The organism is Kribbella solani, from assembly GCF_014205295.1.
GTDB lineage: Bacteria > Actinomycetota > Actinomycetes > Propionibacteriales > Kribbellaceae > Kribbella > Kribbella solani.
Genome location: NZ_JACHNF010000001.1, coordinates 7,156,124 through 7,169,856 on the forward strand (window position 1 = coordinate 7,156,124; position 13,733 = coordinate 7,169,856).

The 13,733-nt window shown below is 68.8% G+C and carries 13 protein-coding genes; 9 read left to right on the top strand and 4 right to left on the bottom strand.

Annotated elements, in window-relative coordinates; all coding sequences use genetic code 11:
* The first annotated feature begins 131 nt into the window (after nt 1-131).
* Entirely contained in the window at nt 132-1,607 is a 1,476-nt protein-coding gene (gene glmU / locus HDA44_RS33210) for a bifunctional UDP-N-acetylglucosamine diphosphorylase/glucosamine-1-phosphate N-acetyltransferase GlmU (RefSeq protein ID WP_184841273.1), read from the top strand.
* Nucleotides 1,608-1,650: 43 nt separating this feature from the next.
* Entirely contained in the window at nt 1,651-2,631 is a 981-nt protein-coding gene (locus HDA44_RS33215) for a ribose-phosphate diphosphokinase (RefSeq protein ID WP_184841275.1), read from the top strand.
* 107 nt (nt 2,632-2,738) lie between these two features.
* On the opposite strand, the gene HDA44_RS33220 is transcribed toward HDA44_RS33215, so the two are convergent.
* Together HDA44_RS33220 and HDA44_RS33225 are read right to left on the bottom strand one after the other, a co-directional pair.
* Nucleotides 2,739-2,882, bottom strand: a complete 144-nt coding sequence (locus HDA44_RS33220) for a hypothetical protein (RefSeq protein WP_184841277.1) — start codon at nt 2,880-2,882, stop codon at nt 2,739-2,741.
* Nucleotides 2,879-3,550 (bottom strand): hypothetical protein, encoded by a 672-nt coding sequence (locus tag HDA44_RS33225; RefSeq protein ID WP_184841279.1) that lies wholly within the window; start codon nt 3,548-3,550, stop codon nt 2,879-2,881. The genes HDA44_RS33220 and HDA44_RS33225 overlap by 4 nt, the downstream gene beginning before the upstream one ends.
* Nucleotides 3,551-3,897: 347 nt before the next feature.
* Here HDA44_RS33225 and HDA44_RS33230 point away from each other — a divergent pair, with 347 nt between their 5' ends.
* From HDA44_RS33230 to HDA44_RS38775, 5 genes are read left to right on the top strand one after another with little or no spacing between them, the layout of a single operon-like run.
* Entirely contained in the window at nt 3,898-4,518 is a 621-nt protein-coding gene (locus tag HDA44_RS33230; protein ID WP_184841281.1) for a 50S ribosomal protein L25/general stress protein Ctc, read from the top strand.
* Between the two features lie 45 nt (nt 4,519-4,563).
* Nucleotides 4,564-5,139: an aminoacyl-tRNA hydrolase gene (gene pth, locus HDA44_RS33235; protein WP_184841283.1), complete on the top strand. Its 576-nt coding sequence runs from the start codon at nt 4,564-4,566 to the stop codon at nt 5,137-5,139.
* Between the two features lie 13 nt (nt 5,140-5,152).
* Nucleotides 5,153-8,785, top strand: a complete 3,633-nt coding sequence (gene mfd / locus HDA44_RS33240) for a transcription-repair coupling factor (RefSeq protein ID WP_184841285.1) — start codon at nt 5,153-5,155, stop codon at nt 8,783-8,785.
* A gap of 38 nt (nt 8,786-8,823) precedes the next feature.
* Nucleotides 8,824-9,453: a hypothetical protein gene (locus HDA44_RS33245; RefSeq protein ID WP_184841286.1), complete on the top strand. Its 630-nt coding sequence runs from the start codon at nt 8,824-8,826 to the stop codon at nt 9,451-9,453.
* A gap of 4 nt (nt 9,454-9,457) precedes the next feature.
* The gene (locus HDA44_RS38775) at nt 9,458-10,477 is read left to right on the top strand and encodes a MazG family protein (protein WP_184841288.1); all 1,020 of its coding nucleotides are present in this window, start codon (nt 9,458-9,460) and stop codon (nt 10,475-10,477) included.
* Here HDA44_RS38775 and HDA44_RS33255 read toward each other — a convergent pair whose 3' ends face one another.
* Nucleotides 10,478-10,768, bottom strand: coding sequence for a transcriptional regulator (locus tag HDA44_RS33255; protein WP_184841290.1), 291 nt, complete (start codon nt 10,766-10,768; stop codon nt 10,478-10,480).
* Nucleotides 10,765-11,226: a hypothetical protein gene (locus HDA44_RS33260; RefSeq protein WP_184841293.1), complete on the bottom strand. Its 462-nt coding sequence runs from the start codon at nt 11,224-11,226 to the stop codon at nt 10,765-10,767. Before HDA44_RS33260 ends, HDA44_RS33255 begins: the two co-directional genes overlap by 4 nt.
* A gap of 205 nt (nt 11,227-11,431) precedes the next feature.
* On the opposite strand from HDA44_RS33260, the gene HDA44_RS33265 reads away from it, so the two are divergent.
* Both HDA44_RS33265 and eno read left to right on the top strand, forming a co-directional pair.
* Nucleotides 11,432-12,283 carry a phosphotransferase gene (locus HDA44_RS33265; RefSeq protein WP_184841295.1) on the top strand — a complete coding sequence of 284 codons (852 nt, stop codon included), beginning with the start codon at nt 11,432-11,434 and terminating at the stop codon, nt 12,281-12,283.
* Between the two features lie 159 nt (nt 12,284-12,442).
* Complete coding sequence (gene eno, locus HDA44_RS33270; protein ID WP_184841296.1) at nt 12,443-13,723, top strand: phosphopyruvate hydratase; 1,281 nt, start codon at nt 12,443-12,445, stop codon at nt 13,721-13,723.
* Nucleotides 13,724-13,733: the final 10 nt, after the last annotated feature.

The following is a 13,733-nucleotide window of genomic DNA, read 5'->3' on the forward strand; positions in this document are numbered from 1 at the left end:
GGGTGAAATCGGTCTCGTCCACCCGGGTGAGGGGACGGTTCGGGAGCAAGTAGGCTTGCGCGGGCACTGCATCGGGTGCCCATGCTGATACTTGTCGAAAGAACTCGCAGGGAACTCGAGGAGAAGACCGCGTGACTTCCCATCGCCCCGCGGCGGTCGTGATCATGGCCGCCGGTCTCGGAACCCGGATGAAATCCGCGACCCCGAAGGTGCTGCACGAGATCGGCGGGCGCAGCCTCGTCGGGCATGCCGTGGTGACCGCCCGGGCGCTCAGCCCGGAACACCTGGTGGTCGTCGTCGGCAACGGCCGTGAACTGGTCGAGGAGCACCTGAAGGCCGTCGATCCGGAGGTCCGGACCGCTGTCCAGGAGCAGCAGCTCGGTACGGGGGACGCCGTCCGCGCCGGGCTGACCGCCGTACCCGGCGACTTCGACGGCTCGGTGATCGTCACGTCGGGTGACGTACCGCTGCTCGAGGCGGAGACGCTGCACGAGCTGGTCGCGGCGCACGACAAGGACGGCAACGCGGTCACCGTGCTGACCGCGCGGGTGCCGGACCCGACCGGGTACGGGCGGATCGTGCAGGGCGCGGATGGGACCGTCGCGGCGATCGTCGAGCACAAGGACGCCACCGCCGAGCAGCGCGCGATCGACGAGATCAACGCCGGCATCTACGTCTTCGACGCGGCTACCCTGCGTGACGGTTTGAGCCGGCTGACCACCGACAACGCGCAGGGTGAGCTGTACCTGACCGACGTACTGGGCATCGCCCGCACCGACGGCAAGCGGGTCGGGTCGCATGTGACCGGCGACGCGATGCAGACCGAGGGCGTCAACGACCGGGTCCAGCTCGCTACGCTCCGTGCCGAGCTGAACCGCCGGACGCTGCTGCGGCACATGCGCGAAGGCGTCACGATCGTCGACCCGAACACGACCTGGATCGACAGTACGGTCGACCTCGCCCGTGACGTCACGCTGCTGCCGAACACCCAGCTGCACGGCGCCACCACGGTCGGTACGGGTACGACGATCGGCCCGGACACCACGCTGACCGATCTCGAGATCGGCGCGAACGCGACCATCATCCGTACCCACGGGTCACTCGCCGTGATCGGTGACGGCGCTTCGGTCGGGCCGTTCGCGTACCTGCGGCCGGGGACCAAACTCGGCGTGAAGGGCAAGATCGGGACCTTCGTCGAGACCAAGAACTCGACCATCGGCGACGGTGCGAAGGTGCCACATCTGACGTACGCCGGGGATGCCACCATCGGCGAGGGCGCCAACATCGGGGCGGGCACGATCTTCGCGAACTACGACGGCGTGGCGAAGCATCCGACCCATGTCGGGAAGCACTCGTTCATCGGCAGCAACTCGGTGCTGGTGGCGCCGCGGACGATCGCGGACGGGGCGTACCTGGCCGCCGGGACCGCGCTGACCGAGGACGTCGGGCCGGGCGAGATCGCGGTCGCCCGCGGCCGGCAGCGCAACATCAAGGGCTGGGTCGAGCGCAAGCGCCCCGGCACCAAGACCGCCGCCGCCGCCGAAGCCGCCCTCGCCGCCCAGGACGAGCAGGACGAGCAGGCGCGGCCGGGTGAGCGCGGCGAGTAGCGGGAATCAGCGGGTCAGCGAGATCAACGGGAGGCGCGGGCGGATGAGCGGGATGAAACGAACCACCGAGAAGAACCTGATGGTCTTCTCCGGCCGGGCCCATCCCGGTCTGGCCGCGGAGGTCGCCGAGGAGCTCGGCTCCGGCCTGGTGCCGACCCAGGCGTACGACTTCGCCAACGGCGAGATCTACGTCCGGTTCGAGGAGTCGGTCCGGGGCAGCGACGCGTTCGTGATCCAGAGCCACACGTCGCCGATCAACGAGTGGATCATGGAGCAGCTGATCATGGTCGACGCGCTGAAGCGGGCGTCGGCCAAGCGGATCACCGTGGTGCTGCCGTTCTACGGGTACGCGCGGCAGGACAAGAAGCACCGCGGCCGGGAGCCGATCTCGGCGCGGCTGATGGCGGACCTGTTCAAGACCGCGGGCGCGAACCGGCTGATCTGCGTCGACCTGCACACGTCGCAGATCCAGGGTTTCTTCGACGGCCCGGTTGATCATTTGATGGCGCTGCCGATCCTGAGCGACTACGTGGCGCGGAAGTACGGCGATCAGCAGCTGGCCGTGGTCTCGCCGGACGCCGGCCGGATCAAGGTCGCCGAGCAGTGGTCGGCCCGGCTCGGCGGCGCGCCGCTGGCGTTCATCCACAAGACCCGCGACATCGACCGGCCGAACGAGACGGTCGCGAACCGGGTCGTCGGTGAGGTGAAGGGCCGGGTCTGCATCCTGGTCGACGACATGATCGACACCGCCGGCACGATCACCAAGGCGGCCGACGCGCTGTACGCCGAGGGTGCCGCCGGGGTGGTGATCGCGGCCACGCACGCGATCCTGTCCGGGCCCGCGGTGGACCGGCTGAAGAACTGCCAGGCCAGCGAGGTGATCGTCACCAACACGCTGCCGATCGCGGAGGAACGCCGCTTCGACAAGCTGACCGAGCTGTCGATCGCGCCGCTGATCAGCCGCGCGATCCGCGAAGTCTTCGAAGACGGCTCGGTAACCAGCCTGTTCGAAGGCCGCGCCTGACCCAGACCCGCCTGAGAACAAGGGCCGAACTCATCTAGTCCGGTAGTCCTCAAACACGTACGCCGGAACGCGCTCCGCGATCCCGCCCAGCGCCGACGTCACCTCGGTCACCCGCGGAGCAGTCCAGTAACCAACCCGATGCGCGCGGCCTCGGCCGTTCTGCCGGTGAAGAAGGCAGTGCGACGGCGTACTGAGCGCAGGTACAACAGCAGCAGGCCGCCGGCGGACGCGATCAGGATAAGGATGGTCATCGGTACGTCGGCTGGCCGTAGTCGCGGAGTACGAAGGGTGGGATCAGGTCGATCAGCCGGGTCATCGCCTCCAGCCGGGCGTGCACATCCGGTACGTGGAAGCCGCCGACGCCCCACGTGACGAACGCGTTGCCGGAGATCAGCCACTCCAGGGCCGGGTTGTACTGGACGCACTCCATCATCCGCGGATGCATGACCGCCGACCCGTACCGGTCGTCGTCGCAGTCGACCCGGAACTGCTCGTTGAAGGCGGCGTTCTCCAGTTCGAGGTCGCGGCCGTGGAACATCCGGCGCAGGCCGGTTTCGCGGGTGATCATCAGCGGCGGCAGCGCGACCGGGAGGTTCAGGGCAACGAAGTGCACGTGGTGCGTGGACTGCGTCTTCCCGTTGCTGGTCACGTAGCGGTAGTCGAACAGGTACATGCCGCGACCGCGGTACGAGCCGGCCCACGCTTCCGTGACGTCGCCGCCCGCCGGGAACACGCTGCCGGCGATCTGTAGCAGCCACGGGTCCGGCGGGACCAGGTACCACCCGGATGCCGCCGCCTGGGCGGCCCGCTCCTGCGCCAGCGCGCGCCGGCGGCGGCCGTTCCGCAGGACCAGCGCGACCAGGCCGAGGACGACCAGCATCAGGACCAGCGGAATGAGCAGGGCAAAGAACGAGATCACCACCGCAAGGTACCGAGGTCGGCAGGTCGACAGTACGTATACGCCCACTGGGCGCCGCGGTAGGCGGGGCGGGCGGCCGGATCGTGGGTCAGTGGACATATACGTACTGTCCAACTGCCGAAGGTGCGGGCGGGGGAGGGTGGATTTCCCGTCTGGGCGGGCTCGTGGGTAGACTGTTTTGGTTGCCTCGGCGAGGGACGCCCCCCGAGAAGTATGGGCGCGGCTCCGTGATCGACGCGGTGGTTCGTTGCCTGACGCCTTCCCCGGGGTCAGCAGGCGCCCGCTGAGGCCGCAGCCTAGTTCCACCCAGTCAACAGATCACCGCAACGCTTTTGAGGAGTTCAGTCGTGGCCGAGGTCAAGATCCAAGCCGAATCACGGACGGAGTTCGGCAAGGGGGCTGCCCGCCGAATCCGCCGGGACAACAAGGTTCCCGCTGTCCTCTACGGCCACGGCAGTGACCCGGTGCACATCACGCTGCCCGGTCACGACACCATGCTGGCCCTGAAGACCGCCAACGCCCTGCTGTTCATCGAGGTCGAGGGTGGCGAGTCCCACCTGGCGCTGCCGAAGCAGGTCCAGCGCGACCCGCTGAAGGGCTACATCGAGCACGTCGACCTGGTCATCGTCAAGCGTGGCGAGAAGGTTCAGGTCGAGGTCGCGGTGCACCTCGAGGGCGAGGCCGTCTCGGACGCGCTGGTCGTCACCGAGCACCCGTCGATCCTGGTCGAGGCCGAGGCGACGCACATCCCGGAGAGCATCACCGTCTCCGTCGAGGGCCTCGAGATCGGCGCCCAGATCCACGCGTCCGACCTGACCCTGCCGACCGGCGCCACGCTGGCGATCGAGCCGGACACCCTGGTCGTGAACGTCACCGCCCAGCCGACCGCCGAGCAGGTGGACGCGGAGCTGGCCGAGGCCGAGGCGGGCGTGGAGAAGGACGAGCCGGTGGCCGCCGCCGCCGAGTAGTCTGCAGGCGGCAGCACCAACAGAACCTCTGGAGGGCCGGGATCCGTGGCGGACGACGTGTGGTTGGTCGTCGGACTGGGGAATCCCGGCCCTTCGTACGCCCGGACCCGGCACAACATCGGTCACCTGGTGGCCGACGAGCTGGCGGCCCGGACGGGTACCAAGTGGAAGCAGAGCAAGCAGGTCAAGGCCGAGGTGATCGAGACCCGGATCAGCGGCCTGCGGACGGTGCTGGCCAAGCCCCGCGCGTACATGAACGAGTCCGGCGGACCGGTCTCCGGGCTGTTGAAGTTCTTCAAGCTGGACCCGGCCAACCTGGTCGTCGTGCACGACGAGCTGGACATCGACTTCGGCGTGCTGCGGTGCAAGTTCGGCGGCGGCGACAACGGCCACAACGGCCTCCGGTCGGTGCGGAAGTCGGTTGGCACCGGTGAGTACTATCGAGTCCGGTTCGGGGTGGGTCGTCCGCCGGGCCGGCAGAACCCCGCCGACTTCGTCCTGAACGAGTTCTCCGCGGCCGAACGCAAGGACCTTCCGTTCGCCGTCGACCGGACCGCGGACGCGGTCGAGTGCCTGCTCACCGACGGCCTCGAGTCCACCCAAGGACGGTACAACTCTTGAAGCTGGACAACTCGTGAAACTGCGCGGCCTGGTCGACACCCTGATCACCGACCCGGTGCTGGCCGGCGCCGTCCGGGACGCCCGCGGCGACGACGTCACGACCCTCGACCTGAGTGCGCCCGGTCCGGTACGCCCGGTGGTGCTCGCCGCGCTGGCCGCGAGCCGGAACGGCGCCGACCGGCCGGTGCTCGCCGTCACTGCCACGTTCCGCGAGGCCGAGGAACTGACCGAGGCGCTGCAGTGCCTGGTCGAAGAGCCGAGCACCGTCGCGTACTACCCGGCCTGGGAGACGCTTCCGCACGAGCGGTTGTCGCCGCGTTCCGACACGGTCGGCCGCCGCCTCGCCGTACTGCGCCGGCTCGTCCATCCGGACCCGTCGGACGAGACCACCGGACCGATCAAGATCCTGGTCGCGCCGGTGCGGTCGGTGCTGCAGCCGCAGGTCGCCGGGCTGGCCGACCTGAAGCCGGTGCAGTTGCATGTCGGTGATTCGGCCGAGCTCGAAGATGTCGTCGAGCGGCTCGCCGGCGCCGCGTACCACCGGGTCGATCTGGTCGAGCGGCGCGGTGAGTTCGCCGTCCGCGGCGGCATCATCGACGTGTTTCCGCCGACCGAGGAGCACCCGCTCCGGGTCGACTTCTTCGGCGACGACGTCGAGGAGATCCGGTACTTCGCGGTCGCCGATCAGCGTTCGCTGGATGCGGCCGAGCACGGCCTGTGGGCGCCGCCCTGCCGTGAGCTGCTGCTGACCGACGAGGTCCGCACGCGCGCCGCCGTACTGGCCAAGGAGCACCCCGAGCTGGCCGAGCTGTTCGAGAAGCTCGCCGAGGGGCATGCCGTCGAGGGGATGGAGTCGCTGGCTCCGGTGCTCGTCGACGACATGGAGCTGCTGGTCGACCTGATGCCGGCCGGTACGCATGTGGTCGTCAGCGATCCGGAGCGGGTACGGGCGCGGGCGCATGATCTGGTCGCGACCAGCCAGGAGTTCCTGGAAGCGTCCTGGGCCGCCGCAGCCGGTGGTGGCGAGGCACCGATCGACCTGGGCGCGGCCGCGTACATGTCGCTGGGTGACGTCCGGTCGCAGGCGCTGGGCAAGGGTCTGGCCTGGTGGAGTCTGTCGCCGTTCGCGGCCGCACCGACCGATGCGACGCCCGAGCTGCGGGACTCGATGGGCGAGCGGATCGCGTTCGACATCGACACCGAGGCCGGGGCGGTCAGCAGCCGCATCCTCGCCGTTCGCGAGGTCGATCCGTACCGGGGTGAGACCGGCGCGGCGGCCGAGGACATTCGCGGCTGGCTGCGGGGCGGCTGGCGGGTCGTCTGCGTCACGGAGGGGCACGGTCCCGCGCAGCGGCTGGCCGAGGTGTTCTCCGAGGCCGAGCTGCCGGCCCGCCTGGTCGACGAGATCGCGGGAGTGCCGGAGCCCGGCGTGGTGCTGATCTCGCAGGGCCAGCTGGAGCAGGGTTTCGTTGCCGAGGGCATCAAGTTCGCGGTACTCACCGAGAACGACCTGTCCGGGCAGCGATCGGCGGCCGAACGGCGTTCCCAGCAACGGATGCCGTCCCGCCGGAAGAAGACGATCGACCCGCTGGAGCTGCAGCCCGGCGACCACGTCGTGCACGAACAGCACGGCGTCGGCCGGTACGTCGAGATGATGCAGCGGACGGTCGGATCGGGTTCACAAAAGGCCACCCGTGAGTACGTGGTGATCGAGTTCGCCGCCAGCAAGCGCGGTCAGCCCGGCGACCGGTTGTACGTACCGACTGATCAGCTTGACCAGGTCACCCGGTACGTCGGTGGCGAGCAGCCCACGCTGGACAAGATGGGCGGCGGCGACTGGGCCAAGCGCAAGGGCCGCGCCCGCAAGGCGGTCCGCCAGATCGCGGGCGAGCTGATCAAGCTGTACGCCGCGCGGCAGGCGACCAAGGGGCACGCGTTCGCGAAGGACACGCCCTGGCAGCGGGAGCTGGAGGACGCGTTCCCGTTCGTCGAGACGCCGGACCAGCTGGCCACGATCGACGACGTGAAGCACGACATGGAACGCATCACGCCGATGGACCGGATCGTCTGCGGTGACGTCGGTTACGGCAAGACCGAGATCGCCGTCCGGGCCGCGTTCAAGGCGGTGCAGGACGGCAAGCAGGTGGCGGTACTCGTGCCGACGACGCTGCTCGTACAGCAGCACTACGCGACCTTCGCCGAGCGGTACGCCGCGTTCCCGGTGAACGTCGCGCCGCTGTCGCGGTTCCAGACCGACAAGGAATCCAAGGCCGCGATGGACGGCCTCGCGGACGGGTCGATCGACGTCGTGATCGGTACCCATCGGCTGCTGTCCGGCGAGATGCAGTTCAAGGACCTCGGCCTGGTGATCGTCGACGAGGAGCAGCGGTTCGGCGTCGAGCACAAGGAGCAGCTGAAGCGGCTGCGCACGGCGGTCGACGTACTGACCATGTCCGCGACGCCGATCCCGCGGACGCTGGAGATGTCGATCACGGGCATCCGCGAGATGTCCACGATCGCCACCCCACCGGAAGAACGGCACCCGGTGCTGACCTTCGTCGGCGCGTACGACGAGCACCAGGTGACCGCCGCGATCCGGCGCGAACTGCTCCGTGAGGGTCAGGTCTTCGTCGTCCACAACCGGGTGAACACGATCGAGAAGGCGGCCGCGCGGATCCGCCAGCTGGTACCCGAGGCGCGCGTCTCGGTCGCGCACGGCCAGATGAACGAGCACACCCTGGAGAACGTGATCCAGGGCTTCTGGGAGAAGCAGTCCGACGTGATCGTGTGTACGACCATCGTCGAGTCCGGGATCGACATCTCGAACGCGAACACGATGATCGTCGAGCGCTCCGACCTGCTCGGTCTGTCCCAGCTGCACCAGCTGCGTGGGCGGGTCGGCCGCGGCCGCGAACGGGCGTACGCGTACTTCTTCTTCCCGCCGGAGAAGCCGCTGACCGAGACCGCGCACGACCGGCTGGCCACGATCGCGCAGCACGCCGATCTGGGTGGCGGGATGGCGGTCGCGATGAAGGACCTGGAGATCCGCGGCGCCGGCAACCTGCTCGGCGGCGAACAGTCCGGGCACATCGCGGACGTCGGATTCGACCTGTACGTCCGGCTGGTCGGCGAGGCGGTCGCGGAGTACCGCGGCGACACCCAGGCCGAAGAGCCCGAGGTCAAGATCGAGCTGCCGATCGACGCGCATCTGCCGCACGACTACATCCCGTCCCAGCGGCTCCGGCTCGAGATGTACCAGCGGCTGGCGGCCGTACGCGACGCGGACGCGATCGCCGAGCTGGTGGAGGAGCTGCACGATCGGTACGGCGACATCCCGGCGGCCGTACTGAACCTGATCGAGGTGGCGAAGTTCCGCAACCACGCCCGCCGGGCCGGTCTGCACGACGTCACTCTGCAGGGGAACCTGATCCGTTTCGGGCCGGTCGAGCTGCCTGATTCGAAGGTGCTCCGGCTGAACAGGCTGTACCCGAAGAGTCTGGTGAAGCCGCAACTGCATACCATTCTGGTGCCACGACCTGCCACCAGGCCGATCGGCGGTCAGCCGCTCCGCGACCAGGAGTTGCTGCAGTGGTGCACCCGGTTGATCGACGACGTGATCGCCGAACCGATCGGAGTACCGGCGTGAACCTGACGACACACAGCGTGACTAGGCGAGGAGATTCGGTGAGCAGAGGGCGGAAGCTTGGGGCTCTCGGTGCGGCGGTGGCCACGGTGCTGCTGGCCGGCGGCTGCGCGGCGGGTACGCACCCGGGCGCGGCGGCCATGGTCGGCGGCACCGAGATCAGCATCGGCGACGTCGACAAGACCGCGCAGGCGGTGACCGCTGCGCTGGGGAAGAAGTACGACACCGCGTCCGCGCTGAGCGACATGGTCAGCAACGTGCTGGTCGAGAAGGTACAGCAGCAGAAGTCGATCACGGTCACCCCGGCCGAGACCGCGGTGGCGGCGAAGGCAGTCGTCGGCGGCGACCAGCAGACGTACGAGAAGTTCCAGGCCGACTCGGTCGCGCGGGACTTCCTCAACCAGGTCGGCACCGCCGCGATCGTCACCGCCAAGCTCGGCGGCGGCACCGTCGAGGACCTGCAGAACCAGGCCAAGCTGCAGCAAGGCAGCGTGGCCCTGCGGGACGCCATGAAGAACGTCGACGTCACGATCGCGCCGCGCTTCGGGCAGTGGACCGACGGGCGGATCGACAGCGCGGTCTCCGGATCGCTGTCGGTGCTGTCGCCGCAGACGGCCGCGCAGCAGAAGGCCGCTCAGCAACAGCAGCAGCCGCAGCAGGGTCAGGGCTGATCCGTTGAGCGCGAGTGAGGTCGGTGGGATCAAGGTCGTCCTGACCAGCCCCCGGGTGGCCCCAGGGCTGCTCACTCGCGCTACCTGGCAGCCGCTGGAAGCCGCCGACGAGATCGCCGCGTCCGGCGGTCCGGACCGGCCTGACGTCCAGGCGGTGATCGGCTCGGGTCTGCCGGTCACGCAGGTCGAGGGCGACGCCACGGCCGCGTGGACCTGGCTGACGGCAGCCGCCCGTACGGGCCGCCAGGCCGTCTGGCTGACCGCCGACGACGGCGACCCAGCCCTACGCCACCTCATCGCCGACGCGCGCATCCGCGACCCGCAGGCGCCCTACGACGTCGAGATCCTGCACGGGTCGTACGACGTACCGGGTGCTCGGCTGATCGATCTGGTCCGGGTGATGGATCGCCTGCGGCGGAACTGCCCCTGGGACCAGGAGCAGACCCACGAGAGCCTCGCGAAGTACCTGCTCGAGGAGACGTACGAAACCCTCGAAGCGATCGACACCGGCGACGCCGAGCACCTCCGCGAGGAGCTTGGCGATCTGTTGCTGCAGGTCGCGTTCCACTCGCGGATCGCCGAGGACCGTGTCACCGGGGACGACGATGCCGAGGGTGGTGGGTTCACCATCGACGACGTTGCCGCCGGGATTGTCGAGAAGCTGATCCGCCGGCACCCGCACGTGTTCGGCAGCGTGGATGCCGCGGACGCGGCGGCCGTCGAGGCCAACTGGGAAGCGATCAAGGCGACCGAGAAACAACGCACCTCGGTCCTTGAAGGCATCCCGCTCGCCCTGCCCGCGCTGGCCCTCGCCGACAAAGTACTGGGCCGGGCCGCCAAAGTTCTCCCCGCCGACACCGAGCAGCTCGCTGAACCCGAACCGGTGGACGAGACCGAGCGGGTCGGGCAACAACTGCTGGCAATCGTCCGCGAGGCCCGCGCCTCCGGCGTCGACGCCGAACAGGCACTACGCACCACCATCCAGCACCTGACAACAGAAATCCGCGCCGCCGAAGGCTCTTAGCTACTGCGGTCCGTCGAGGAGGTTGCGGAGGGCGTCGCGGTGGGTTGTGTAGGCCTGCTGCCCAGTCTTCGTCATCCGGTACGTGGTGGTTGCTCCGCGTCCGTGACCACTCTTCGTCGTCGCCACGTACCCGGCCGCTTCCAGCGCCGACATGTGCTTCGACAGGTCCGAGTCGGCCACGCCCAGATAGTCCTTCAGGAACTTGAACGTGACGGTCGTCGCATTCGCCAGCACCGCCATCGCGGCCAGCCGTTTCGGCGCGTGGATGACCGGGTCGAGTCCGTCGATCACCCGAGCCGCTCCCGTACCTTCGCCGCCGCGATCGCGTACCGGCGCTCGTAGTACCAGATCCCGGCCGTCACCAGTACGAACCCGGTCCCGGCCGCGACCGGTACGCCACCCAGCCACCAGACCGCAGCGACGACCAGCACGATCACCGGGAGGGTCAGGAAGTACCCCTTCCACAGCCGCCCGATCTCCCGCGGCGGCCGGCCCCGCCCCGGGAACGGCATCGCGCCGTGCCGTCGCTGCATCCAGTTCAGGAAGCCCAGTTCGAGCGCCAGCAGAATCGCCAGCGACGCGAAGAACAGCGCCGAGTTCTCCCGCCACCACGTGAACGTCCCGATCATCCCGGCCACCCACGCCCCGACCACCGGCGGATACCACCACGCCGTCTTCGGGTAACTGACATACGGCGCCGCCTCGGCCCGCTCGATGATCCGCAGCTGCTCCCCAGCATCACTTTCCATACCGGAAAGCTACCCCATAACTTTCCACTTCCGCAAGTAGAAAGTTATCGGATCGTGTGCCGAAGGACAGGTAGTGGTGGGCCGAGAGGTAGTGCACCTGAGCGTGAAGTGGTCCGCGTGTACGGCGTCTCGGAGGTGTACTACCTGTCGTTAGGTACAGCGATATTTGGATGCGGGGCGGCTGCTGGGCTGGGACCGTGGGCGGGTGGATGTTGCTGGGGTGCTGCGGGAGCGGTGGGATCTGAAGGCGGCGCGGCTGGAGGTGCTGACCGGCGGGATGAACTCGGCAACCTGGCTGGCGTCGTCGGAGGGCGACGCGTGGCGCGTAGTGGTGAAGTCCGTGGATGTGGATGACGCGTCGTTCGGGCCGGGTCTCGAGTTGGCGGTGCGGCTGGATGATGCGGGCGTGGTGAGCGGTCGGCCATGGTCCAGCAAGGGCGGCCGGCTCGTTGAGCGGGCCGACGATCGGCAGGTCGCCGTCCTGGAGTACGTCAGTGGCGAAGAACTGGGAAAGACCGCCGCGGACCGGACCTCGATCGGGGACCTGCTCGGCCGCGTACACACGATCGCCGCCGTCGAAACCGGTGACCTGCAGGACTGGCTGCGCGTACTGATGCCGTTCGACGACTATCTGGATCTGGAGCCGTGGATTCGGCCGGCGGTCGCGGACGCGATCGCCCGGGCCACGGCGCTGGGCGAGACCTGGGCCTGGCTGCACGGGGACGCGGCCAGGGAGGCGTTTCGGCGGCAGCCGGACGGCAGTGTCGCGCTGATCGACTGGGGGAGTGCGCTACCCGGCCCGATTCTGTACGACGTCGCCTCCGCGGTGATGTACGCCGACGGGTCACCCGAGCACGTCGTGGCCGCGTACGTTCGCCGGCGACCTGATCTCGCCGGCGAGCTCGCCCGCGGGCTGGACGCTTTCCTGCACGTTCGCTGGGCCGTTCAGGCCGGCTACTTCGCGTGGCGGATCGGGAACAACGTGCTGACCGGGATCAGCGATGAAAGCGAGAACCGGAAGGGCCTGGCCGACGCCCGTCGGGCCTTTGGCGGGTAGCCGGATTCGGCTGATTTGCAGGCGATCCGGGGGTCCACGGGGTGTTGCTGACGCCGGAGGTACCGCGGGGTGGGATCGTTGGGGTGACGCGGTCCACTGGGTGGGGTGGTCTGGAGGCTAGGCTCAGCACGATTCGTCATCGAGAACTTGGGAGTCAATGTGGCCACCATCGAGGCCGTCGGCGCCCGCGAGATCCTCGACTCGCGCGGCAACCCCACTGTCGAGGTCGAGGTTCTGCTCGACGACGACACCGTCGCCCGGGCAGCGGTCCCGTCCGGCGCGTCCACCGGTCAGTTCGAGGCCGTCGAGCTGCGGGACGGCGACAAGGACCGGTACGGCGGCAAGGGCGTGCAGAAGGCCGTCACCGCGATCCTTGAAGACATCGACAAGGAGATCGTCGGGTACGACGTACACGAGCAGCGGCTGATCGACCACGCGCTGCTCGACCTGGACGGCACCCCGAACAAGGCAAAACTGGGCGCGAACGCGATCCTCGGCGTCAGCCTCGCCGTCGCCAAGGCGGCCGCGGAGAGCTCCGGCCTGCCGCTGTTCCGCTACGTCGGCGGCCCGAACGCGCACGTCCTGCCGGTGCCGATGATGAACATCCTGAACGGCGGCGCGCACGCGGACAGCAACGTCGACGTGCAGGAGTTCATGATCGCCCCGATCGGTGCCGCCACGTACGGCGAGGCGCTGATGCAGGGCGCGACCGTCTACCACGCGCTGAAGGCGGTGCTGAAGGAGCGCGGCCTGTCCACCGGTCTCGGCGACGAGGGCGGTTTCGCGCCGAACCTGGAGAGCAACCGGGCCGCGCTGGACCTGATCGCGGTCGCGGTCGAGAAGACCGGGCTGCAGCTCGGCAAGGACATCGCGCTGGCGATGGACGTCGCCGCGAGCGAGTTCTTCACCGAGGGCGTGTACGCGTTCGAGGGCGGCAAGAAGTCCGCGGACGAGATGATCGCCTACTACGCCGACCTGGTCGCGTCGTACCCGATCGTCTCGATCGAGGACCCGCTGAACGAGGACGACTGGGCCGGCTGGCAGGGCATCACCGGTGAGCTCGGCAGCAAGATCCAGCTGGTCGGCGACGACCTGTTCGTCACCAACGTCGAGCGGCTGCAGCGCGGCATCGACGAGAAGTCGGCGAACAGCCTGCTGGTCAAGGTGAACCAGATCGGCTCGCTGACCGAGACCCTGGACGCCGTCGACCTGGCCCACCGCAACGGCTTCAGCTGCATGATGAGCCACCGTTCCGGTGAGACCGAGGACACCACGATCGCCGACCTCGCGGTCGCGACCAACTGCGGTCAGATCAAGTCCGGCGCGCCGGCCCGGTCGGACCGTACCGCCAAGTACAACCAGTTGCTCCGGATCGAGGAGGAGCTCGACGACGCGGCGACGTACGCCGGTCGTTCGGCCTTCCCGCGGTACCAGGGCTGATTTCAGGGGG